Source organism: Acidovorax sp. sif0632 (genome assembly GCF_019218805.1).
Classification (GTDB): domain Bacteria; phylum Pseudomonadota; class Gammaproteobacteria; order Burkholderiales; family Burkholderiaceae_C; genus Acidovorax; species Acidovorax facilis.
On sequence record NZ_JAHUWW010000007.1, the window covers coordinates 240,125 to 259,719 of the forward strand.

Genomic DNA, 19,595 nt, shown 5'->3' on the forward strand with positions numbered 1-19,595 from the left:
TTCCCCGCGGCGGTTTCTTTTCGTCCCTCCTGCCCGCCGCTGGTCCCAGTGGCACCCCAGCCCGTCCCCCGGCGGTGCCGTGAGAAGGGGCGGGGCCGCAGCATCGGGCCCTGTGCCCACCCTGTCTGCGTTGTGCCATGTCTACACCTTCCTGTGCCTCCACCCCCGTCCGCCGCCATGACATCGACGCGCTGCGGGCGCTGGCCTTTGGGCTGGTCATCCTGTACCACGTGGCCATGTATTACGTGGCCGACTGGCACTGGCACCTCAAAAGCCCGTACGAGGCGGAATGGCTGCAGGCGCCCATGCGCGCGCTCAACCTCTGGCGCATGGACCTGGTGTTCCTGGTCTCGGGCCTGGCCTTCGGGCTGGTCCGGCGGGGGCAGTCGGTGGCGGGGCTGGTGCGGCTGCGCAGCCTGCGCCTGCTGGTGCCGCTGGCCTTTGGCATGGCCGTCATCGTGCCCTACCAGCCCTACGCGCAGGGGGTGGCCAACGGGCTCATCGCGCCGGGCTTCGGCGCCTTTCTGCTGCGCTACTACAGCGGCAGCACCTGGCCGCCGGGCGCATTTGACGGCTGGCACGCTGGCGTCACCTGGAACCACCTGTGGTACCTGGCCTACCTGTGGGTCTACACCATGGTGCTGGCGGCGTTGCTGCCCTTGGCCGAATCCGCCGCCGGGCAGCGCCTGCGCCGAGCCTTCACCGGGCTGCGGGGCGCTGCACTGATGGTGGTGCCCGTGCTGCCGCTGGCGCTGTATTCGGTGCTGCTGTGGCCGCATTGTCCGCCCACGCACGACCTGGTCCATGACGGGTGGCTGCACGCCGTGTACTTCACGGTGTTTGTCTACGGCTACTGGATCGGGCTGGATACCGGTCTGTGGGCCGAACTGGTGCGCCTGCGCTGGCGCACCCTCGCCATGGCGCTAGTGCTGCTGGTTCTGTACCTGGGTCTGCTCGGCCTGGCGCAGCAGCACGGCGTGCGGTTCGCGCGCTGGCCGCTGCGCGTGCTGGCAGACGTGTACCTGTGGGCGACCCTGCTCACTATCCTGGGCTGGGCCCACCACCGCCTCAATCGCCCCTGGCCCTGGCTGCGCTGGGCCAGTGAGTCGGTCTACCCCTGGTACCTGCTGCACCAGACGGCCATCATCGTGCTGGTGGTGTGGCTGGCGCCTGCGCAGCTGGGGCCGGTGGTGGAGCCGCTGGCCCTGGTGGCCGGGGCGGTGGGGCTTTGCTGGGGGCTGACGGCGGTGGTACGGCGTGTGCGGTGGCTGCGGCCGCTGTTCGGGTTGCCGGGCCAGGGCGAAAAGCCGTTGGTCAAACGGGCCCCAGCAAGTCTGGGATAGGAAGCGCTACCACGACCGCTGGTGCGATGAACACCATGCATCGATGGCTGCGTTGGGATCAACCCGCCAGCGCTGCCTCGATATCCCCCGCCAGCTTCTTCGGCGCATCCTGCGGCGCATAGCGGCGGATCACGCGGCCGTCCTTGCCGACCAGGAACTTGGTGAAATTCCACTTGATCGCCTTGCTGCCCAGCAGGCCCGGGGCTTCGGCGGCCAGCCACTGGTACAGGGGCGAGGCATTGGCGCCGTTCACGTCGATCTTGGCCATCATCGGAAAGCTCACGCCGTAGTTGAGCTGGCAGAAGCTGGCGATCTCGTCGTTGCTGCCGGGGTCCTGGCTGCCGAACTGGTTGCAGGGAAAACCCAGCACGACGAGGCCCTTGTCGGCGTATTGCTTGTGCAGATCTTCGAGCCCGCCGAACTGGGGCGTGAAGCCGCAGGCGCTGGCGGTGTTCACGATGAGCAGCACCTTGTCCTTGTACTGCGACAAGGGCACGGTCTTGCCGTTCATCTGCTGGGCTTCAAAGTCGTAGATGCTGGTGGGCATGCGGAACCTCCGGGGTTGGGATGACGGGCCATGGTAGCCCCTGTCGCCCATCCGCGTGCGGCGCGTGGCCTGCTCAGTGGGCCGTGGCGCCGGGGCGGCGAAACTGCAGCGCCGCGAGCAAGGATGCCAGCAGGATCAGCGCCCCACCCAGCACGGTCCGCGTGCTCAGGGTGGAGGCGCCCAGCAGGGCCGACGACACGCTGGCAAACATCACCTCCGACAGCATCACCAGCGCCGTGGTGCCCGCCGCGAGGCGCGCGGCGCCGAACTGCAGCGCCCAGTTGCCCAGCATGAGCACACCGGCCAGCAGAAGACCGGTGGTGAGCCAAGTGGCGTTCACGGCCGGGAACGGTTCCACCACGCCCACCTGCAGCCCCACGCAGGCCACGCCCAGCGCCATCAGCATGCAGCCGCCGAACATGGTGACCATGCGCGCAGGCCCCGGCACGGCGTGCAGGCGGCGCAGCGTGACGTTGGTGAGCGCGAACATGAAGCCCCCCAGCAGGGCCAGGCCGTCGGCCAGAGACAGGTTCTGCAGCAGGCGCGTGGCGGGCGCGCCCTCGGGCAGCAGCACCAGCACCACGCCTGCAAAGGCCAGCGCCAGGCGCAGCAGTGCCGCCGGCGTGGGGCGCTCGCCCAGAATGCGCCAGGCCAGCAGCACGGCCCAGGCGGGCATCAGGTAGAACAGCAGGATCACGCGCACCACGTCGCCAATGGTCACGGCCCAGTTGAAAGCCACGTTGTTCAGCCCCGATGCGAGCGCCAGCAGCCACAGCTGCGGGTGCGCCCGCACCTGCGCTAGGATCCCCGGCCGCCAGGCCAGCAGCGCCACCAGCACCACGGCGTACATCGACGCCGTGGCCCACAGCGGATGCAGCCCCGCCTGGTGCATGCGCTGAAACGGCCACCACGCCAGGCCCCAGACGAAAGCGTTGAACAGCAGGGCGGCAAAGGGCAGGGGAGATTGCATTGAGAGTAAAAATAGGCTCTAGCGCTTTATGGATAAGCGCTGGAAGCTATAAATTATGTAGCAATTTGCGCCAAGTCACACAGCGCTCAAAACAGGCACGCCCCAAGGCCAGTGCACCCGTGGAACTGGCTCTGCCAGGCCAGCGGGTGCGTCCCCCTCAGGGGGAAGGCGCCGAAGGCGACTCAGGGGGATTCAGTGGTGCGTATCGTGCCGCGCAATGTCCAGCAAGTGGTTCACTTCGTCGCGGTAGTTGATGCAGTTGCGCTGGTGCCAGCGGCGGATGATCCACATGATTCCGGCCACCACGAGGCCAAAGGTGATGATCGCGCCAAACACCGACAGCCCCAGCTTGAGCGACAGGCTGTAGAACGCGCCCAGGCCCAGGATGCAGGCCTGTTCGTTGAAGTTCTGCACAGCAATCGACCGGCCCGCGCCCATCAGGTTGTGGCCCCGGTGCTGCAGCAGCGCGTTCATGGGCACCACCAGGTAGCCGCCCAGGCCGCCCAGCAGGATGAGAAAGGGTATCGCCAGCCAGATGTTGCTGATGAACACCATGAGGATCAGCAACAGCCCCATGCCAATGCCCAGCGGGATCACCTTGGTGGCCATGTCCAGGCGCATGCGCATGGACGCCACCACCGCGCCGACGGCCGTGCCGATGGCCACCACACCGGTGAGGGCCGAGGCCTGCGTGGTGTTGTAGCCCAGTGCCACAGCCGCCCAGGCCAGCACGATGAACTTGAGGTTGCCGCCTGCGCCCCAGAACAGGGTGGTGGTGGCCAGCGAGATCTGGCCGAGCTTGTCGCGCCACAGGCGGCCGTTGCAGGCCCAGAAGTCGGGCAGCAGATTGAGTGCGTTGGCCAGCACGCTGCGCGAAGGGTCGGCGCGCAGGGGGCGCATCTCCACCCCGGTGTGCGGGATGCGGGTGTTGAACCAGGCCGCCAGCGCATACACCGCAATCAGTGCGGCGATGGCGGATTCGGCGGGCGTGTCCACGCCGGTGTCGATCATGGGGATGTCGATGCCCAGCAGCATGTGCGACAGGTGCTGCCCCACCAGCTGGCCGCCAAACAGCACGCCGAGGATGATGGACGCAATGGTGAGCCCCTCGATCCAGCCATTGGCCTTGACCAGTTGCGAGGCCGGAAGCAACTCGGTGAGGATGCCGTACTTGGCGGGCGAGTAAGCCGCCGCACCCAGCCCCACCACCGCATAAGCCATCAGCGGGTGCGAGCCAAACAGCATCATGAGGCAGCCCACCACCTTGATGGCGTTGCTGACAAACATGACCTTGCCTTTGGGCAGGGCGTCGGCAAAGGCGCCGACAAAAGGCGCCAGCACCACATAGAAGAGCGCAAACATGGGCACCAGGGCGGCGCGCTGCCACTCGGGGGCACCTTCTGTACGCAGAAGCTCCACGGCGGCCACGAAAAGTGCGTTGTCGGCCAGCGAGCTGAAAAACTGCGCCGACATGATGGTGTAAAAACCGCGCTTCATCGAATGGCTGTTGGCAGCATCAGTTCGGCTGATGCCCTGTTAAATGTGGGGACCCTGGCAAGTGACGGACGGTTATATCACGCGGATAAACGGCCACGGTGCCAGAATCCGGTGCTTCCCACCCGGTCAAACCCCATGCCCCGTCCCATTGCCGCCACCATCCACACCGCCGCCCTGCACCACAACCTGGAGCGTGTCCGACAGGCGGCCCCTGATGCCAAGGTCTGGGCCGTGGTCAAGGCCAATGCCTACGGGCACGGCATCGAGCGCGCGTACGAAGGCCTGCGCGGCGCTGACGGTTTCGCGCTGCTGGACCTGGCCGAGGCCGAGCGCGTGCGCCACCTGGGCTGGCGCGGGCCCATCCTGCTGCTCGAAGGCGTGTTCGAGCCGCGCGACCTGGAGCTGTGTTCGCGCCTGGGCCTGTGGCACGCAGTGCACTGCGACGAGCAGATCGACATGCTGGCCGCCCACAAGACGCAGGTGCCGCACCGTGTGTTCCTCAAGATGAACTCGGGCATGAACCGCCTGGGCTTTGCGCCCCAGCGCTTTCGCGCTGCCTGGGCGCGCCTCAATGCGCTGCCGCAGGTAGACGAAATTTCGTTCATGACCCACTTCAGCGACGCCGATGGCCCCCGGGGCGTGGCGCACCAGCTGGCCGTGTTCAACACCGCAGCACAAGACCTGCCGGGTGAGCGCACGCTGAGCAACAGCGCCGCCACCCTGCGCCATGCGGCGGACGCACGCGTGCGTGCCGACTGGGTGCGGGCCGGCATCGCGCTGTATGGCAGCGCCCCCGACTACCCGGAGCACACCGCCACCCACTGGGGCATGCGCCCCACCATGACCCTCGCCACCCGCCTCATCGCTACGCAGCAGCTGCAGGCGGGCGACACCGTGGGCTATGGCTCGCGCTTCACGGCCGATGGGCCGCTCTTGATTGGCGTGGCGGCCTGCGGCTATGCCGACGGCTACCCGCGCCACTGCGACACCGGCACACCCGTGCTGGTCAACGGCATCCGCACGCGGCTGGTGGGGCGGGTGAGCATGGACATGATCACAGTGGATCTCACGCCGCTGCAGCAGGCGGGCGTGGCCGCAGGGTTTGGCGCGGAAGTCACGCTGTGGGGCCAGGCCAGCAACGGCACGGTGCTGGGTGTGGACGAGGTGGCCGCCGCTGCGGGCACCGTGAGCTGGGAGCTGCTGACGGCGCTGGCCCAGCGGGTGCCGGTGTCGGTGGACGGCAACGCCTGATTCGTCGACAAGTTCACGCACGGCCGTATGCAGGGCTGCAGCGGCGCGGCAAACTGGTGTGAAATGGCGCGGTTCTGGCCGAACATGCGGCCGGCGACCACCCACTTTTCACCGCAGGCGTTCCGTCCATGGCCACTTCCCGCAGCGACCGCAGCAGCAACAGCAAGAAGAAAACCTCCACCTGGCGCTCCGTGCGCATGCCGCACCACGGCACGGTGGCGCGCACCCTGCAGCAGCGCTACAGCCTGCGCTGGCATGGGCTGCTGATCGGCAGTTTCACGCTGCTGCTGATGTGGTGCACCTCCCATGTGCAGATGCTGCTGGGCGTGGAGTCGCTGGCGCTGCGGTATTTCGTGACCCTCTCGGTCGGCTACCTGGGGTACCTTCTGGTGTTGCGCGCCTGGGCGGCGCGGCTGGTGCGGCAGGAACGAGCATCCCATCACGACGGCAGCAGCCTGGATGTGCCCGATGTGTCCTGGCCCAGCGGGTCGTCCGGCGGCGGCAGTGGCCAGGTACCGCTGCCGCGCACCGGCGGCGGTGATTTTGGCGGCGGCGGCGCATCCGGTGACTTTGGCGGTGCGTGGACGCAGGGCCTGTCCAGCGGGGGCTCGGGCAGCGATTCCAGCGCGCTGGGCGACCTGGCCAGCGGCGCCGCCGACGCCATTGGCAGCGCCGACGAAGGCGCGGTGGTGGTGGTGCCCGTGGTGGCGATTTTTCTCATCGGCGCGGCGATCATCTTTGGCGCGGGCTCGCTGGCCATGCTGTTCTTTGGTTGGGACGTGCTGCTGACCGTGGCGGTCGAAATCGCCTTCTCGGTGGCCACCGCCCGTGCCGCTGTGGGCGTGGAGCGCGAGGGCTGGCTCACGGCTGCCGTGCGCCTGACCTGGAAGCCGCTGCTGGGCGCGCTGGTCTGCGCCGTGGTGCTGGGCGCCACCATCGACCATTTCATGCCCGGCGTGCAGTCGCTGCCCCAGGCCGTGCGGGTGATCCAGGGGCAGTGATGGAAAAGATGAAATGCTACTAAAGTGATAGCTATAAATGTAGATCCATCAAGCGCTAGGCCCCGGTTTTCACCATTTTTCCCTCTTGGAGCGGGGACGGGCCTCCTGCGTCTCCCTTCCCGTCGCTAGCTGCGGCAGTCCCGGCCGCCCTGGCAGCCGGTGTCGATGGCGTCCAGGTTGCTGCGCACCTGTGCCAGCAGGGCGAGCAGCTGGGCCTGCGTGGCGTCGTCACACCCCTTGAGCAGCGACGCCGCCAGCCCCCGGCGGGCGTCGCGCAGCGCCTGGTGCAGGGTCGCACCCTGGGCGCTCAGGCGCAGGCAGCGGCTGCGCTTGTCCTCGGCATTCGGTGCGCTCTCCAGCCAACCCTTGTCCTGCAGCATCCCCACCATGCGGGCCACCTGTGCCTTGTCGGCACCGCTGTGCGCCACCAGTTCGCGCTGCGTGGTGCCAGGGTGGCGCCCCACGAACATCAGCGCCCGCACTTCGTTGTGCGTCAGGTCGGGGTGGATGGCGGCCATCGTGCGCACCATGTGCGCCCGGTAGACATGCAGCAGGTCGTGCATGGCTTCAAAGACATCGGCGGGTGCGTGGGTGGTCATGGCGATATGTGGTTGACAAAATCAACCAATTCGCAGATCATTGGTTGACTAAATCAACATTTTAAGCCATGAACGCACCTCTGCCTACCGCCACTCCTCCGGTTGACGCTGCACACCTTGCCGTCGAACGCGTCCGCCATCCCTTGCAAGCCCGCCACCTCCAGGTGGTGCGGCGCACCGCCGTCAGCCCCGGTTTCGTGCGGCTCACCCTGGCCGGGCCCGAGCTGGCCGGGTTTGTGAGCGCGGGGTTTGACGACCATCTCAAGCTCATCCTGCCCCAGCCGGGCCAGGAGCGCCCCTCGCTGCCGTCCCTGCACGACGGCCGCCCGGTTTTCCCCGATCCGCGCCCCGTGCTGCGTGACTACACCCCCGCACGCCATGACGCCGCCACGGGCGAGTTGGACATCGAAGTGGCCCTGCACGACGCAGGCCCCGCCACCGACTGGGCCGCCAGCGCCGCCGTCGGCCAGTGGGTGGGCATTGCCGGGCCGCGCGGCAGCATGGTGGTGCCCACCGGGTTTGACTGGCACTGGCTGCTGGGCGACGAAACTGCGCTGCCCGCCATCGCCCGCCGCCTGGCCGAGCTGCCCGCCCACACCCAGGCCACGGTGCGCATCCAGGTGCGCAACCCAGCCGACCAGCGCGTGCTTGCCAGTGCGGCACAGCTCGACCTGCAATGGGTGAGCGCGCTGCCCGCCGCCGTGGAAGCGCTGGCGCTGCCAACCGGCGCTGGGTTTGTCTGGGCAGCCGGCGAACACAGCGAGATGGCCGCCGTGCGCCGCGCCATGCTCGCCAAGCCGGGTGTGGATGCCAAGCGCATGCGCATCTCTGCCTACTGGAAACGTGGCGCCGCCGACCACCACGAAGACTTAGTCCAGTGAACCTGAGAAATCGGCGGTACGTGAGTACCTAGCCGCCCCGCATGCTAGGCGGCGGGCGCAGCCGGTTTGTATACCCGGCGAGCACGGCAACGACGCATGCGGGGCGGCGAGGCACTCACCCAAAGGGCCGGGGCCCCACGAGTCGCAGTGCAGCGTTGCAGTCCTTGGAGCACCGGCGTACCGTCGATTTTTCAGGTTCACTGGACTACTCAGCGCAGCAGGGTAAGCCCCGCCGCCCGCTGCACTGCTTCGGTCATGTGGTGCAGCGCCTGCACGTTCAGGCGCCAGGATTGCCAGTACAGCGGCACGTCCACCGGTTTGCCCGGAATCAGCTCGACCAGCGTGCCAGCCTCCAGGTCGTGCTGCACCATCGGGTCGGGCGTCATGCCCCAGCCCAGTCCGGCCCGGGTGGCCATGACAAACGCGTGCGCCTCGGGCAGCCAGTGCACGGGCGGCGTGAGTTTGCGGCGCGTGATGCGCCCCACAAACCGGGCCTGCAGCGCATCCTTGCGGTTGAACACCAGCATGGGCGCCGTAGCCAGCGCAGCAGCGGTCACCCCCTGGGAAAAGTAGCGCTGCATGAACGCGGGGCTGGCCAGCGCCCGGTAGCGCAGCGTGCCCAGCGGGAGCACCTTGCAGCCCTGCACGGGCTGCGGGTCGGCCGTCACGGCGGCCATCACGCGGCCTTCGCGCAGCAGGTTGGCTGAATGGTCCTGGTCCTCCACATGGATGTCGAAGGTGATGCTCTGGCCCTCGGCTGCCTGGGCCATGGCGTGCGGGAACCAGGTGGCCAGCGAGTCGGCATTGACGCCAATGGCCAGGCGCGTGGACGTGTGCTGCCCACCGCCAATGGTGGCAAGCGCGTCGGTCTCGCTCAGTGCCACTTCGCGTGCGTGCCGGTACAGCGCCTGCCCGGCTTCGGTGGGTGTGCAGGGCGTGGCGCGGCGCACCAGCACCTGGCCCACGCGTTCTTCCAGCAGTTTCACGCGCTGTGAAACCGCCGAGCGGGTGACGTGCAGCGCGGCGGCGGCCCGCTCGAAGCTGCCCTCGTCGATTACGGTGGCGAAGGCGTTGAGCTGGGCAGAGTCGAGGCGCATGGTGCGTTAGCCATTTTGACGGATCGTTAAAAAGTATAGCTGGCGTGACGAGAATGCGATCCCCACAATCCACGCCCATGAGCACCACTGCCTTTCTTCACGGATTCACTTCGACGGCCCTTCTGATCATGGCCATTGGCGCGCAAAACGCCTTTGTGCTGCGCCAGGGCCTGCGGCGCGAGCATGTGATGCCGGTGGTGCTGGTGTGCGCGCTGTCCGATGCGTTGCTGTTGCAGGCGGGCGTGTGGGGCATGGGCGGGGTGCTGCTGGCGCGGCCCGAGTGGGCGCAGTTCATGCGCTGGGCGGGCGCGCTCTTCCTGGCCGCCTACGCCGTGCAGGCCGCCAGCCGGGCCTTCAAGCCTGCCCAGCTGCTGGTGTCCGCCAACGGGCCGGGCGCCAGCCTGCGCACTACCGTGCTCACGGTGCTGGCGCTGACCTGGCTGAACCCGCATGTGTACCTGGACACCGTGCTGCTGCTGGGCACCATGGCCACCCCGTACCCCACCTGGGGCCGTGCCACCTTTGCCGCCGGGGGCTCGCTGGCCAGCGCCTTGTGGTTCCTGACCCTCGGGTTTGGCTCGCGCTGGCTGGCGCCTTTGTTCGCATCGCCCGGTGCGTGGCGGGTGCTGGACGCTGGCACGGCCGTCACGATGATGGGTTTGGCCATGGTGATGGTTCTAAGCTAACAAATACAAGTTCGTTACACGGAGAAGCGACTTGCGCCATAGTGGGGGACTGACTGATCTGGAGTGATTCCCCCATGCGTTTCAAGACCCTCTTGCTCGCGGCCGCGCTGGCCACGGCGCTTCCGATGGCTGTGCAGGCCAAGACCTTCCGCTGGTCCCGCTCGGTGGATATTTCCACCTGGGACATCCACACCCAGAACGTGGGCGTGAACAACACGATGCACGGCGCGGTGTACGACACGCTGGTCGAATACAACAGCAAGACCTTCAAGCCCGAGCCGTCGCTCGCCACCGAGTGGAAGCTGGTCAAGCCCACGCAGCTGCGCCTGACATTGCGCAAGGGCGTGAAGTTCAGCGACGGCAGCGAGTTCACGGCCGACGACGCCAAGTTCTCGCTGGAACGGGCCAAGGCCAAGACCTCCAACTTCGCCGTCTACACCCAGGGCATTGACCGCGTGGAAAAGGTTGATGCCTACACCATCGACATCCACTCCGACCTGCCCAACCCGGTGCTGGTGAACCAGCTGACCGAGCTGCGCATCATGAGCCGCGCCTGGGCCGAAAAGAACAAGTCGGTCGAGCCCAAGGACATCAAGACCAAGGATGAAACGTACGCCCACCGCAATGCGCTGGGCACCGGCCCGTACCAGCTCAAGCAGTGGGCACCCGACCAGCGCGTGGTGCTGGAGCCCAACCCGAACTGGTGGGGCAAGGGCAAGTACCCCACCAACCTGACCGAGATCGTCTACACCCCCATCAAGGCCGACGCCACGCGCACGGCGGCGCTGCTGTCTGGTGAGATTGACTTTGTGATCGACCCCAGCCTGCAAGACCTGGCGCGCATCAAGCAGACGCCCACCCTGCAGGTGCTCGAAGGGCCGGAGTACCGCACCATCTTCCTGGGCCTGGACCAGTTCCGTGACGAGCTGCCGGGCTCGGATGTGAAGGGAAAGAACCCGCTCAAGGATCTGCGCGTGCGCAAGGCGCTGTACCAGTCGATCGACATCCAGTCCATCCAGCGCGTGGTGCTGCGCGGCCTGGCCCAGCCCACGGGCACGCTGATCGCCAACCAGGTCAACGGCTGGACCAAGAAGGCCGATGTGCGCTACCCCTATGACCCCAAGGCCGCGCAAAAGCTGCTGGCCGACGCGGGCTACCCCAACGGGTTTGAGGTGGACTTTGCCTGCAGCGCGGGCCGCTACATCAACGACGAGCAGCTGTGCCAGGCCATCACGTCACATTGGGCCAAGGTGGGAGTCAAGGCCAAGCTGCGCTCGCTGCCGTTTGCCACCTACTTCCCGATGATCCAGCGCAACGAAGCCAGCATCTACCTGCTGGGATGGGGCGTGCCCACGTTTGACGCGTTCTACAGCCTGCAGTCGCTGGTGCGCTCGCCCGGCGCGGGTGGGGATGGCAACTTCAACCTGGGCCGCTTTTCGGACCCGCAGATGGATGCGCTGATCGAGCGTGTGAAGAAGGAAACGGACACCGCCACGCGTAACAGCCTGATCGAGCAGGCGCTGATCAAGGAGCACGAGCTGGTGTCGCACATCCCGCTGTACAACCAGGTGATTCCGTGGGCGGGGACGAAGAAGGTGGAGATCATCCACCGGGCGGACAACCGCATCGACTGGCGTTATCTGAAGGTCAATTGATCTCGGATACCCATTAAAAAAGCCCCGGCGCAGCAAAAGCACCGAGGCTTTTTTGTGTCCGCAGTGGGCGTATCAGGCCAGCGCGCGCTGCACCGCCGGGCGCTCCAGCATGCGCTGGGTGTGTGCAAACACCTTCGGGAACGAGGAAATGTCCACGCCGTCGCTTTTTAGCCAGGTGCCAATGGTGAACAGGTAACCGTCTGCCACGGTGTACTGCTCGCCCATGACCCAGGGGCCCTGGTCCGCTTTGGGCAGATAGTGGCTTTCGATGAGGTTGAAGCACTCGGTCATGTTCTGCGGCACCTTGCGCTGGATGGCGGCAATGGCGTCGGGCTCGTCGGCCCAGCGGCTGGCGCGGGGACGGTGGGCGTGGGCGATGTGCACGGTGGAGGCGAGGTAGCTGTGGAACTCCTGCATGCGTGCAAAGCCATGGGCATCGGCGGGGGCCAGGCGTGCCTCGGGAAAGCTCTGTGCCACATAAGCCAGCAGCGCGGGTGTTTCGGTCAAAGTGCCGTGTGGCGTGACCAGCGCGGGGACGCGGCCCTTGGGGTTGACGGCCAGGTACTCGGGCGTGCGTTGCTGGGCAGCGGCAAAGTCCACGCGCACAAGGTCATAGGGAGCGCCCGCTTCTTCCAGGCCGATGCGCACGGCTTGCGCGCAGGTGCCAGGGGTGTAGTAAAGGGTCAGGTTGGTCATAGGTTGTTTGCTATAAATTGAGTAGCTATAAGCGCTTTTTGGATAAGCGCTGGAGGCCAACTTGGCTTGAATTTTTCAGTAAAGCTTGCGCGTGCGTGCCATCAGCCGCACCAGGCCCAGCAGCGCGTCGGTGTGGGGCGTGGGCGTGCCGGTGATCTGGCCCAGCTCGCGCACCGCGCCCACCAGGGCGTCGATCTCCATGGGCTTGTTCGCTTCCACATCCTGCAGCATCGAGGTCTTGAACGCGCCCAGCTTGCGCGTGACGGCGTGGCGGTCCTCGGGCTGCTGGTCAATCGGCAGGCCCAGTTGGTCGCCGATGGCCTTGGCTTCCAGCATCACGGCGCTGACAAAGCCGCGCACCAGGTCGTCGTCCAGGATGCGGTCGGTGGTGGCGCCGGTGAGGGCGCTGATGGGGTTCATGGTGAGGTTGCCCCACAGCTTGAACCAGATGTCCTTCTGGATGCAGTCGCTCACTTCCACATCGATGCCGCCGCGCTGCAGCGTGTCGGCCAGTGCTTGCAGGCGCGGGCTGCGGCTGCCGTCCGGCTCGCCCACGATGAGGCGGTTGCCAAAGTGCTGGCGGACGAAACCCGGAGCCTCCAGCGAGCAACTGGTGTGCACCACGCTGCCCACCACGTTGCGCGCCGGGATGGCCTGGGCAATCACGCCGCCCGCGTCCACGGATTCGAGGGCACGCCCCTGCGCGGCGCCGCCAAAGCCGTCGAGAAACCACCACGGCACGCCGTTCATGGCGGTGAGCACGATGGTGTCGGGCCCAATCAGCGGCGCCATGGCGCGCGCCACGTCGGGCAGGCCCGGGGCCTTGACGGCGACCACGACCAGGTCTTGCACGCCCAGCGCTGTCGGGTCGCTGTGGGCCGTGACGGGCACCTGCGCCAGCGAGCCGTCCGCGCGCCGCATGCGCAGCCCCTCGGCCTGCAGGGCGCGCAGCGTGTCGCCGCGCGCCACCATGCTGACCGGGTGGCCCGCTTGCGCCAGGGCCACGCCCAGCCAACCTCCGATGGCGCCTGCGCCGTAAATACAAACTTTCATGGTGGTCGTGCCTTTGTCTTCCGGTGAGTGTCGTGGTGAATCGGTGTGTGGTGTCTTGTGGGCTTCAGTAGCCCGCAGGGCGCGCTGGTGTGCCCCCAGCGTCGGCGCGAAAGCGCGCCAGCAGATTCTGCGCAGCGCTGGCCAGCAGCATGGTGTCCACGCCCACGGCCACAAACAGTGCGCCCGCCGCCAGCCACTGGTGCGCCTGGGATTCGGTGGTGGCCAGAATGCCTGGCGCCTTGCCCGCACGCAGGATGCGGGTGATGCCGTCGTGGATGGCGGCCTGCACGTCTGGGTGCCCTGGGTTGCCGGGGTGGCCCATGGAAGCCGACAGGTCGGCCGGGCCGATGAACACGCCATCCACGCCGGGCGTGGCGGCAATCGCATCGAGGTGGGCCATGGCTTCCACCGTCTCGGCCTGCACCAGCAAGCAGATCTGCTGGTTGGCCTCGTGCACATACTGGGGGTAGGCCTGCCAGCGTGACGAGCGGGCCAGCGCGCTGCCCATGCCGCGCACGCCCTCGGGCGCGTAGCGCGTGGCGCGCACCAGCTGCTGGGCTTGCTCGGCCGTGTCCACCATGGGCACCAGCAGGGTCTGTGCGCCGATGTCCAGGTACTGCTTGATCAGTGCCGTGTCGCCCACGGGGACGCGTGCGATGGGGTGGGGCGCCTGCACGCCGGGGGGCAGCGCGCTGCTGGCGCTGGCGATGGCCTGCAGCTGGTGCAGGATGGAGCGCAGGTCGTTGGGCGCATGTTCGCCATCGACCAGCAGCCAGTCGTAGCCGGTGCCCGCTAGGATTTCGGCGCTGTAGGCATCGGCCAGCCCGAGCCACAGGCCGATCTGCGCCTGGCCCTGGGCCATGGCCTGTTTGAAGCGGTTGGTGGGTGTCTGCAATCTGAACTCCGTGCGGCAGTGCCAAGCCCGCCATCGTACGGGCTGTTGCTATTCCAGTGGGCATGGCCGCTATAGTCGGCTGCCCCCACTTCGGGGCAGCCTCAACGACACCTGCCATGGCCAAAGAAAAAACCACGTTCACCTGCACCGAATGCGGCGGTACCAGCCCGCGCTGGCTGGGCAAATGCCCGGCCTGCGGTGCCTGGAACACGCTGATTGAGCAGGTGGCCGAGGCCGGGCCGGGCAAGAACCGCTACAGCGGCTCGCAATTTGCCGGTTTGAACCAGGCCCAGGCCGTGATGCCGCTGTCGGCCATCGAGGCCAGCGATGTGGAGCGCACACCGAGCGGCATCGACGAGCTGGACCGGGTGCTGGGCGGCGGCATTGTCGAAGGTGGTGTGGTACTGATCGGTGGCGACCCGGGCATCGGAAAATCCACCCTGCTGTTGCAGGCGCTGGATGCGCTTCAGCGCGCAGGGCTGCCCACCTTGTATGTGACGGGTGAGGAAAGCGGTGCCCAGGTGGCCCTGCGCTCGCGCCGCCTGGGGCTGGACCACAGCCAGGTCAACGTGCTGGCCGAGATCCAGCTCGAAAAGATCCTGGCGACCATCGAGTCCATGCAGCCTGCGGTGGCCGTGATCGACTCGATCCAGACCGTGTACTCCGACCAGCTCACGTCCGCGCCCGGCTCCGTGGCGCAGGTGCGCGAATGTGCGGCGCACCTCACGCGTTGTGCCAAGGCCTCGGGCGTGGCCATCGTGCTGGTGGGCCATGTGACCAAGGAAGGTGCGCTGGCGGGGCCGCGCGTGCTGGAGCACATGGTGGACACGGTGCTGTACTTCGAAGGCGACACGCACAGCCAGTTCCGCCTGGTGCGGGCCATCAAGAACCGCTTCGGCGCGGTCAACGAAATCGGCGTGTTTGCAATGACCGAGAAGGGCCTCAAGGGCGTGAGCAACCCCAGCGCCATTTTTTTGAGCCAGCATTCCGAGCCCGTGCCCGGCAGCTGCGTGATGGTGACGCTGGAGGGCACACGCCCGCTGCTGGTGGAGATCCAGGCACTGGTGGACAGCGGTGGCCCCAGCCCCCGGCGCCTGTCCGTGGGCCTGGACAAGGACCGCTTGGCCATGCTGCTGGCCGTGCTGCACCGCCACGCGGGGGTTGCGTGCATGGACCAGGACGTGTTCGTGAATGCCGTGGGCGGCGTGCGCATCAGCGAGCCAGCGGCCGACCTGGCGGTGATGCTGTCCATCACCTCCAGCCTGCGCGGCAAGGCGCTGCCGCGCGGCTTTCTGGCGTTTGGCGAGGTGGGGCTGGCGGGCGAGGTGCGGCCCGCGCCCCGCGGCCAGGAGCGCCTGAAGGAAGCTGCCAAGCTCGGTTTCAGTGTGGCCGTGGTGCCCAAGGCCAATGCGCCCAAGAAACCCATTGAGGGGCTGACCATCCACGCGGTGGAGCGGGTGGAAGAGGCCATGAACGTGGTGCGGGGCTTGTAAGCAATGCCCACAGCCACACACGGTTGAGGCCGTAAGACAATCCCAGCCTATGAATCTGCGCAATATCCTGGTGCCCCTGGGGGCGGTGGCCCTGGTCGGGTTTGGTTTTACAGCCTATGGCTGGGCCGGTGTGGCGGCCGTGGTGGGCGGGCTGGTCATGTGGGCCCTGCTGCATTTCACGCGGCTGGTGAATGTGATGAAGAAGGCCGCCAAGCGCCCCATCGGCTATGTGGGCAGTGCGGTCATGCTCAATGCCCGGCTGGCTGAGGGCGTGAACCTGATGCATGTGGTGGCCATGACGCAGGCGCTGGGGGAACTGCTGTCGCCCGAGGGCGCTGACCCCGAGGTGTACCGCTGGACAGACGGCACCCAGTCGCATGTGACCTGCGAGTTTCGCCATGGCAAATTGGTGAAATGGACGCTGGTGCGGCCGGAGGGCGAAGCGGCCGCCACTCCCCCCCAAGGCTGACCGCTGCACAGGCCCTTGCCCTTGGCGGGGCACCATTTGCTGCACTGCACCCTGGTGCCCCGGTTCCTGGCCCGCTGCGGCCCCGTAAAATCCCGGTTTTGCGACCCACAGCAACCAAAGGATTCCCATGAGCCCCGTAGTTCCCTCGATGGCCGACCGTGACGGCAAGATCTGGATGGACGGCCAGATGGTCGATTGGCGCGACGCCAAGATCCATGTGCTGACCCACACCCTGCACTACGGCTGCGGCGCCTTCGAAGGCGTGCGCGCGTACAACACGGCCAACGGCACGGCGATCTTCCGCCTGGAAGAGCACACTGACCGCCTCTTCAACAGCGCCAAGATCTTGCGCATGAAGATCCCGTTCACCAAGGAAGAAGTGAACGAAGCCCAGAAGGCTGTGGTGCGTGAAAACAAGCTCGAATCCTGCTATCTGCGTCCATTGACCTGGATCGGCTCGCAAAAGCTGGGTGTTTCGCCCAAGGGCAACCAGATCCACCTCATGGTGGCCGCCTGGGCCTGGGGCGCCTACCTGGGCGAAGAAGGCATGAAGCGCGGCATCCGCGTCAAGACCAGCAGCTACACCCGCCACCACGTCAACATCACCATGACGCAGGCCAAGGCGGTGAGCAACTACACCAATTCCATCCTCGCCAACATGGAAGCCCTGGACGACGGCTACGACGAAGCACTGCTGCTCGACAGCTCGGGTTTTGTGTCCGAAGGTGCGGGCGAAAACATCTTTGTCATCAAGAACGGCGTGATCTACACGCCCGACCTGTCGGCCGGTGCCCTCAACGGCATCACCCGCAACACCGTGTTCCACATCGCCAAGGACCTGGGCCTGGAGATCGTGCAAAAGCGCATCACGCGCGACGAGGTGTACATCGCCGACGAAGCCTTCTTCACCGGCACGGCGGCTGAAGTGACCCCCATCCGCGAACTCGACCGGATCGAGCTGGGCAGCGGATCACGCGGCCCGATCACCGAAAAAATCCAGAGCGCCTTCTTTGACATCGTCAACGGCCGCAACTCCAACTACGCCCACTGGCTCGCGAAAGTCTGAACACCATGTCCCAAGCCGCCATCGAACTCCTGGCCAAGGACCTCAATGCCCAGGGTGGGGTTTTCTGCCCCAGCCCCAAGGCCGATATGAAAATCTGGAACAGCCACCCCAAGGTGTACCTGGACGTGGCCCGCACCGGCGAGGCCAAGTGCCCGTACTGTGGCACGGTGTACCGCCTGAAGGCGGGCGAGCACGTACACGCTGGCCACTGATTGATGCCCGTGGGAACCGGCGGCGCATCGGCGCCGCCCACGTTGACCGTGGCGGTGCTGACCCACAACGAGGCGCACCGTATTGAGGCCTGCCTGAAAAGCGCCGCGTTCGCCGACCAGCTGCTGGTGGTGGACAGCGGCAGCACGGACAACACCGTGGCCATCGCCCAAAGCCTGGGCGCCGAAGTCCACAGCTATCCCGACTGGCAGGGCTTTGCCGTGCAGCGCAACCGGCTGCTGGCGCATTCGCGCGGCGACTATGTGTTTTTCCTCGACGCTGACGAGGTGATGCCACCCGCGTTTGCGCAGGAACTGCAGGCCATCGTCCGTTCGGGCGAGCAGGCCGTGTGGACCATCCGCTGGCGCATGGTGGCCTATGGGCACGAGCTCAAGTATTTCCGGTCGCAGTCGCAGATCGAGCGCCTGTTTGTGCGTGCGCTGGTGAAGGAATACACCGGGGTGGTGCACGAGCAGGCCCAGCTCCATGCCCTGCCCGGTGGCGCAGCGGTGCCGCGTCGCCTCATCAAGGCGCGGCTGCTGCACTACTCCCGCACCACGGTGCGCGGCAGCCTGGAGAAGCTTACCCAGTACGTGATGCTCGGTGCCGCCAAGCGGGCGGAGGCGGGCAAACGCGGCGGGGTCTTGCGGGGCTTGGCGTCGGGCGGGTCGATGTTCCTGCGTCTGTATGTGTTCCGGCTGGGCTTTTTGTGTGGCGGCGCGGGCTTTCTGTACTGCCTGTTTGTGGCGCTGGAGGGCTTTTTCCGGTACGCCGCCCTGCATTACGACCGCGACAGCCTGACGGGGCGGGTGATTCGCTGATGACGTCTCCGCAGGATACCCACCGCTGGTTTTCCCGTTGCGCCAGCATTGGCGCGTTCATGGTCCCGGGGCTGGCGCTGTGGCTGCCCTCGGGCTATTCCTACGGCGCCGTGCTGCTGCTGCTGGCCACGCTGGCCAGCGCGCCGCTGTGGTGGCGCCGCCCTGCGCCGCGTGCCGCCTGGTGGCTGACGGCGGCTTTTTCGTGCATGGCTGCGCTGTGGATGCTGGATGTGGGCGCCACCTGGGGCTGGGGCAGCATGGATCGGCCGGTCAAATACCTCTTGGCCTTGCCCTGCATCTTTTTCCTGATGACGTTCGAGCCCCGTGCCGCCTGGCTGTGGATGGGGGTGGCGGTCGGCGCAGTGGGCAGCGGGCTGGTGGCGCTGTACCAGACCTTCGTGATGGAGCTCCCGCGTGCCAATGGATTTACCAACGCCATCCAGTACGGCAACCTGAGCATGCTGCTGGCCGTGATGAGCGGCCTGCTGCTCGTCGTGCAATGGAAGCGCTGGTGCCTGTGGCAGCGGTTGCTGCTGGCCAGCGCCATCGGGCTGGGTGCCGCCGGCTCGGTGCTCTCCCAGTCGCGCGGCGGCTGGCTGGCGCTGGTGCTGTTGCTGCCCGTGTGTGCCTGGCTGCTGGTGCGCACCACCGGGCAGCGGCGCGTGTACTGGGGCCTGTGTGCGCTGGCGCTGGCGGCGGCTGCGCTGTCGCAGGTGCCTGCGGTGGAGCAGCGGGTGGACGAGGCGCGCCAGGAAGTGCAGGTCTACAAGGACCACGGTGACGGCCGCAGCTCGGTTGGCCAGCGGCTGGCGCATTGGCGCCTGGCGTGGCAGATGGGCTGGGACCGGCCCTTCACCGGCTGGGGCCGGGCCGGGTACACCGACGAGAAGGCCCGGCGCGTGGCCGCCGGGCTGGCGCATCCCGTGGTGCTCGAATTTGGGCACGCGCACAACGAAATCCTGGACCTGTTTGCCAAACGCGGGCTGCCTGGCGTGCTGTTGCTCATGGCGTTCTACGGCATTCCGCTCGCGATGTTCTGGCCCACGGCGCGGCGCATTCGCGACGGTGCCGGCAAGATGGACAAGGAGTCGCTCTCGCTGTGCCTGGTGGGTGTGATGGTGCCCCTGTCGTACATCGGTTTTGGGCTCACGCAAGTGTTTCTGGCTCACAACAGCGGCAACATGTTCTACCTCTTCATGTGCCCCCTGGTGCTGGCGGCCCTGCACGAGCGGCGCACGCGCATGGGCTGCCCAAGACCGCTTTAGATGAAGCACCCCCTGAGTCGCTTCGCGCCTTCCCCCTCTCTCGCCTTGCTGCGCAAGGCGGGAGGGGGACGCCCCCAGTGCGGCGGGGCGGCCCTTGCAC

20 protein-coding genes are annotated in these 19,595 nt (G+C 66.9%); 12 read left to right on the forward strand and 8 right to left on the reverse strand.

The window, feature by feature from the left end:
* Positions 1–137: 137 nt before the first annotated feature.
* The gene (locus KW832_RS20935) at positions 138–1,343 is read left to right on the forward strand and encodes an acyltransferase (RefSeq protein ID WP_218301261.1); all 1,206 of its coding nucleotides are present in this window, start codon (positions 138–140) and stop codon (positions 1,341–1,343) included.
* Positions 1,344–1,401: 58 nt separating this feature from the next.
* Here KW832_RS20935 and KW832_RS20940 read toward each other — a convergent pair whose 3' ends face one another.
* The 3 genes from KW832_RS20940 to lplT all read right to left on the reverse strand — a co-directional run bounded on the left by KW832_RS20940 (position 1,402) and on the right by lplT (position 4,357).
* Positions 1,402–1,890, reverse strand: coding sequence for a glutathione peroxidase (locus tag KW832_RS20940; protein WP_121421936.1), 489 nt, complete (start codon positions 1,888–1,890; stop codon positions 1,402–1,404).
* A 73-nt stretch (positions 1,891–1,963) separates the two neighbouring features.
* Positions 1,964–2,860: a DMT family transporter gene (locus tag KW832_RS20945; RefSeq protein WP_218301260.1), complete on the reverse strand. Its 897-nt coding sequence runs from the start codon at positions 2,858–2,860 to the stop codon at positions 1,964–1,966.
* A gap of 192 nt (positions 2,861–3,052) precedes the next feature.
* Positions 3,053–4,357 carry a lysophospholipid transporter LplT gene (gene lplT, locus KW832_RS20950; protein WP_055399829.1) on the reverse strand — a complete coding sequence of 435 codons (1,305 nt, stop codon included), beginning with the start codon at positions 4,355–4,357 and terminating at the stop codon, positions 3,053–3,055.
* 135 nt (positions 4,358–4,492) lie between these two features.
* Here lplT and alr point away from each other — a divergent pair, with 135 nt between their 5' ends.
* The gene (alr, locus tag KW832_RS20955) at positions 4,493–5,608 is read left to right on the forward strand and encodes an alanine racemase (protein ID WP_218301259.1); all 1,116 of its coding nucleotides are present in this window, start codon (positions 4,493–4,495) and stop codon (positions 5,606–5,608) included.
* A 128-nt stretch (positions 5,609–5,736) separates the two neighbouring features.
* Entirely contained in the window at positions 5,737–6,609 is an 873-nt protein-coding gene (locus KW832_RS20960; protein ID WP_218301258.1) for a hypothetical protein, read from the forward strand.
* A gap of 125 nt (positions 6,610–6,734) precedes the next feature.
* Here the strand turns inward: KW832_RS20960 and KW832_RS20965 are convergent, their stop codons facing one another.
* A complete protein-coding gene (locus KW832_RS20965) occupies positions 6,735–7,208 on the reverse strand; it encodes a MarR family winged helix-turn-helix transcriptional regulator (protein ID WP_218301257.1) in 474 nt (157 codons plus the stop codon).
* 68 nt (positions 7,209–7,276) lie between these two features.
* On the opposite strand from KW832_RS20965, the gene KW832_RS20970 reads away from it, so the two are divergent.
* The gene (locus KW832_RS20970) at positions 7,277–8,089 is read left to right on the forward strand and encodes a siderophore-interacting protein (RefSeq protein ID WP_218301256.1); all 813 of its coding nucleotides are present in this window, start codon (positions 7,277–7,279) and stop codon (positions 8,087–8,089) included.
* Positions 8,090–8,298: 209 nt separating this feature from the next.
* Here KW832_RS20970 and KW832_RS20975 read toward each other — a convergent pair whose 3' ends face one another.
* Positions 8,299–9,186, reverse strand: coding sequence for a LysR family transcriptional regulator ArgP (locus KW832_RS20975; RefSeq protein WP_218301255.1), 888 nt, complete (start codon positions 9,184–9,186; stop codon positions 8,299–8,301).
* Between the two features lie 77 nt (positions 9,187–9,263).
* Between KW832_RS20975 and KW832_RS20980 the strand changes: the two genes are divergently transcribed.
* Together KW832_RS20980 and KW832_RS20985 are read left to right on the forward strand one after the other, a co-directional pair.
* Positions 9,264–9,872 carry a LysE/ArgO family amino acid transporter gene (locus tag KW832_RS20980; protein ID WP_121421942.1) on the forward strand — a complete coding sequence of 203 codons (609 nt, stop codon included), beginning with the start codon at positions 9,264–9,266 and terminating at the stop codon, positions 9,870–9,872.
* A 74-nt stretch (positions 9,873–9,946) separates the two neighbouring features.
* Complete coding sequence (locus KW832_RS20985) at positions 9,947–11,527, forward strand: ABC transporter substrate-binding protein (protein ID WP_218301254.1); 1,581 nt, start codon at positions 9,947–9,949, stop codon at positions 11,525–11,527.
* A gap of 72 nt (positions 11,528–11,599) precedes the next feature.
* On the opposite strand, the gene KW832_RS20990 is transcribed toward KW832_RS20985, so the two are convergent.
* The 3 genes from KW832_RS20990 to hpaI all read right to left on the reverse strand — a co-directional run bounded on the left by KW832_RS20990 (position 11,600) and on the right by hpaI (position 14,171).
* Entirely contained in the window at positions 11,600–12,223 is a 624-nt protein-coding gene (locus tag KW832_RS20990; RefSeq protein WP_218301253.1) for a glutathione S-transferase family protein, read from the reverse strand.
* A 75-nt stretch (positions 12,224–12,298) separates the two neighbouring features.
* Entirely contained in the window at positions 12,299–13,276 is a 978-nt protein-coding gene (locus KW832_RS20995; protein WP_218301252.1) for a 2-dehydropantoate 2-reductase, read from the reverse strand.
* A 64-nt stretch (positions 13,277–13,340) separates the two neighbouring features.
* Positions 13,341–14,171, reverse strand: coding sequence for a 4-hydroxy-2-oxoheptanedioate aldolase (gene hpaI, locus KW832_RS21000; RefSeq protein ID WP_218301251.1), 831 nt, complete (start codon positions 14,169–14,171; stop codon positions 13,341–13,343).
* Positions 14,172–14,287: 116 nt separating this feature from the next.
* Here hpaI and radA point away from each other — a divergent pair, with 116 nt between their 5' ends.
* The 6 genes from radA (at position 14,288) to KW832_RS21030 (ending at position 19,495) form a co-directional block, all read left to right on the forward strand.
* Complete coding sequence (gene radA / locus KW832_RS21005) at positions 14,288–15,664, forward strand: DNA repair protein RadA (protein ID WP_121507864.1); 1,377 nt, start codon at positions 14,288–14,290, stop codon at positions 15,662–15,664.
* 49 nt (positions 15,665–15,713) lie between these two features.
* Positions 15,714–16,133, forward strand: a complete 420-nt coding sequence (locus KW832_RS21010; RefSeq protein WP_176887903.1) for a glycerate kinase — start codon at positions 15,714–15,716, stop codon at positions 16,131–16,133.
* A gap of 127 nt (positions 16,134–16,260) precedes the next feature.
* Positions 16,261–17,199, forward strand: coding sequence for a branched-chain amino acid transaminase (locus tag KW832_RS21015; protein WP_121421947.1), 939 nt, complete (start codon positions 16,261–16,263; stop codon positions 17,197–17,199).
* Positions 17,200–17,204: 5 nt separating this feature from the next.
* On the forward strand, positions 17,205–17,411 hold the full coding sequence (locus tag KW832_RS21020) for a zinc-finger domain-containing protein (RefSeq protein WP_055399857.1): 207 nt from the start codon (positions 17,205–17,207) through the stop codon (positions 17,409–17,411).
* 3 nt (positions 17,412–17,414) lie between these two features.
* Positions 17,415–18,230 carry a glycosyltransferase family 2 protein gene (locus tag KW832_RS21025; RefSeq protein WP_218301250.1) on the forward strand — a complete coding sequence of 272 codons (816 nt, stop codon included), beginning with the start codon at positions 17,415–17,417 and terminating at the stop codon, positions 18,228–18,230.
* Entirely contained in the window at positions 18,230–19,495 is a 1,266-nt protein-coding gene (locus KW832_RS21030; protein WP_055399862.1) for an O-antigen ligase, read from the forward strand. The genes KW832_RS21025 and KW832_RS21030 overlap by 1 nt, the downstream gene beginning before the upstream one ends.
* Positions 19,496–19,595: the final 100 nt, after the last annotated feature.

Bases quoted from the DNA above. Each gene is read 5' to 3' on its own strand.
- KW832_RS20960 (WP_218301258.1), top strand. From the start codon at position 5,737: ATGGCCACTTCCCGCAGCGACCGCAGCAGCAACAGCAAGAAGAAAACC.
- KW832_RS21010 (WP_176887903.1), top strand. From the start codon at position 15,714: ATGAATCTGCGCAATATCCTGGTGCCCCTGGGGGCGGTGGCCCTGGTC.
- KW832_RS20940 (WP_121421936.1), bottom strand. From the start codon at position 1,890: ATGCCCACCAGCATCTACGACTTTGAAGCCCAGCAGATGAACGGCAAG.
- KW832_RS21020 (WP_055399857.1), top strand. From the start codon at position 17,205: ATGTCCCAAGCCGCCATCGAACTCCTGGCCAAGGACCTCAATGCCCAG.
- KW832_RS21025 (WP_218301250.1), top strand. From the start codon at position 17,415: ATGCCCGTGGGAACCGGCGGCGCATCGGCGCCGCCCACGTTGACCGTG.
- KW832_RS20945 (WP_218301260.1), bottom strand. From the start codon at position 2,860: ATGCAATCTCCCCTGCCCTTTGCCGCCCTGCTGTTCAACGCTTTCGTC.
- KW832_RS20970 (WP_218301256.1), top strand. From the start codon at position 7,277: ATGAACGCACCTCTGCCTACCGCCACTCCTCCGGTTGACGCTGCACAC.
- KW832_RS20965 (WP_218301257.1), bottom strand. From the start codon at position 7,208: ATGACCACCCACGCACCCGCCGATGTCTTTGAAGCCATGCACGACCTG.
- KW832_RS20980 (WP_121421942.1), top strand. From the start codon at position 9,264: ATGAGCACCACTGCCTTTCTTCACGGATTCACTTCGACGGCCCTTCTG.
- KW832_RS20990 (WP_218301253.1), bottom strand. From the start codon at position 12,223: ATGACCAACCTGACCCTTTACTACACCCCTGGCACCTGCGCGCAAGCC.
- radA (WP_121507864.1), top strand. From the start codon at position 14,288: ATGGCCAAAGAAAAAACCACGTTCACCTGCACCGAATGCGGCGGTACC.
- KW832_RS21030 (WP_055399862.1), top strand. From the start codon at position 18,230: ATGACGTCTCCGCAGGATACCCACCGCTGGTTTTCCCGTTGCGCCAGC.
- KW832_RS20975 (WP_218301255.1), bottom strand. From the start codon at position 9,186: ATGCGCCTCGACTCTGCCCAGCTCAACGCCTTCGCCACCGTAATCGAC.
- KW832_RS20935 (WP_218301261.1), top strand. From the start codon at position 138: ATGTCTACACCTTCCTGTGCCTCCACCCCCGTCCGCCGCCATGACATC.
- KW832_RS20995 (WP_218301252.1), bottom strand. From the start codon at position 13,276: ATGAAAGTTTGTATTTACGGCGCAGGCGCCATCGGAGGTTGGCTGGGC.
- KW832_RS20985 (WP_218301254.1), top strand. From the start codon at position 9,947: ATGCGTTTCAAGACCCTCTTGCTCGCGGCCGCGCTGGCCACGGCGCTT.
- KW832_RS21015 (WP_121421947.1), top strand. From the start codon at position 16,261: ATGAGCCCCGTAGTTCCCTCGATGGCCGACCGTGACGGCAAGATCTGG.
- lplT (WP_055399829.1), bottom strand. From the start codon at position 4,357: ATGAAGCGCGGTTTTTACACCATCATGTCGGCGCAGTTTTTCAGCTCG.
- alr (WP_218301259.1), top strand. From the start codon at position 4,493: ATGCCCCGTCCCATTGCCGCCACCATCCACACCGCCGCCCTGCACCAC.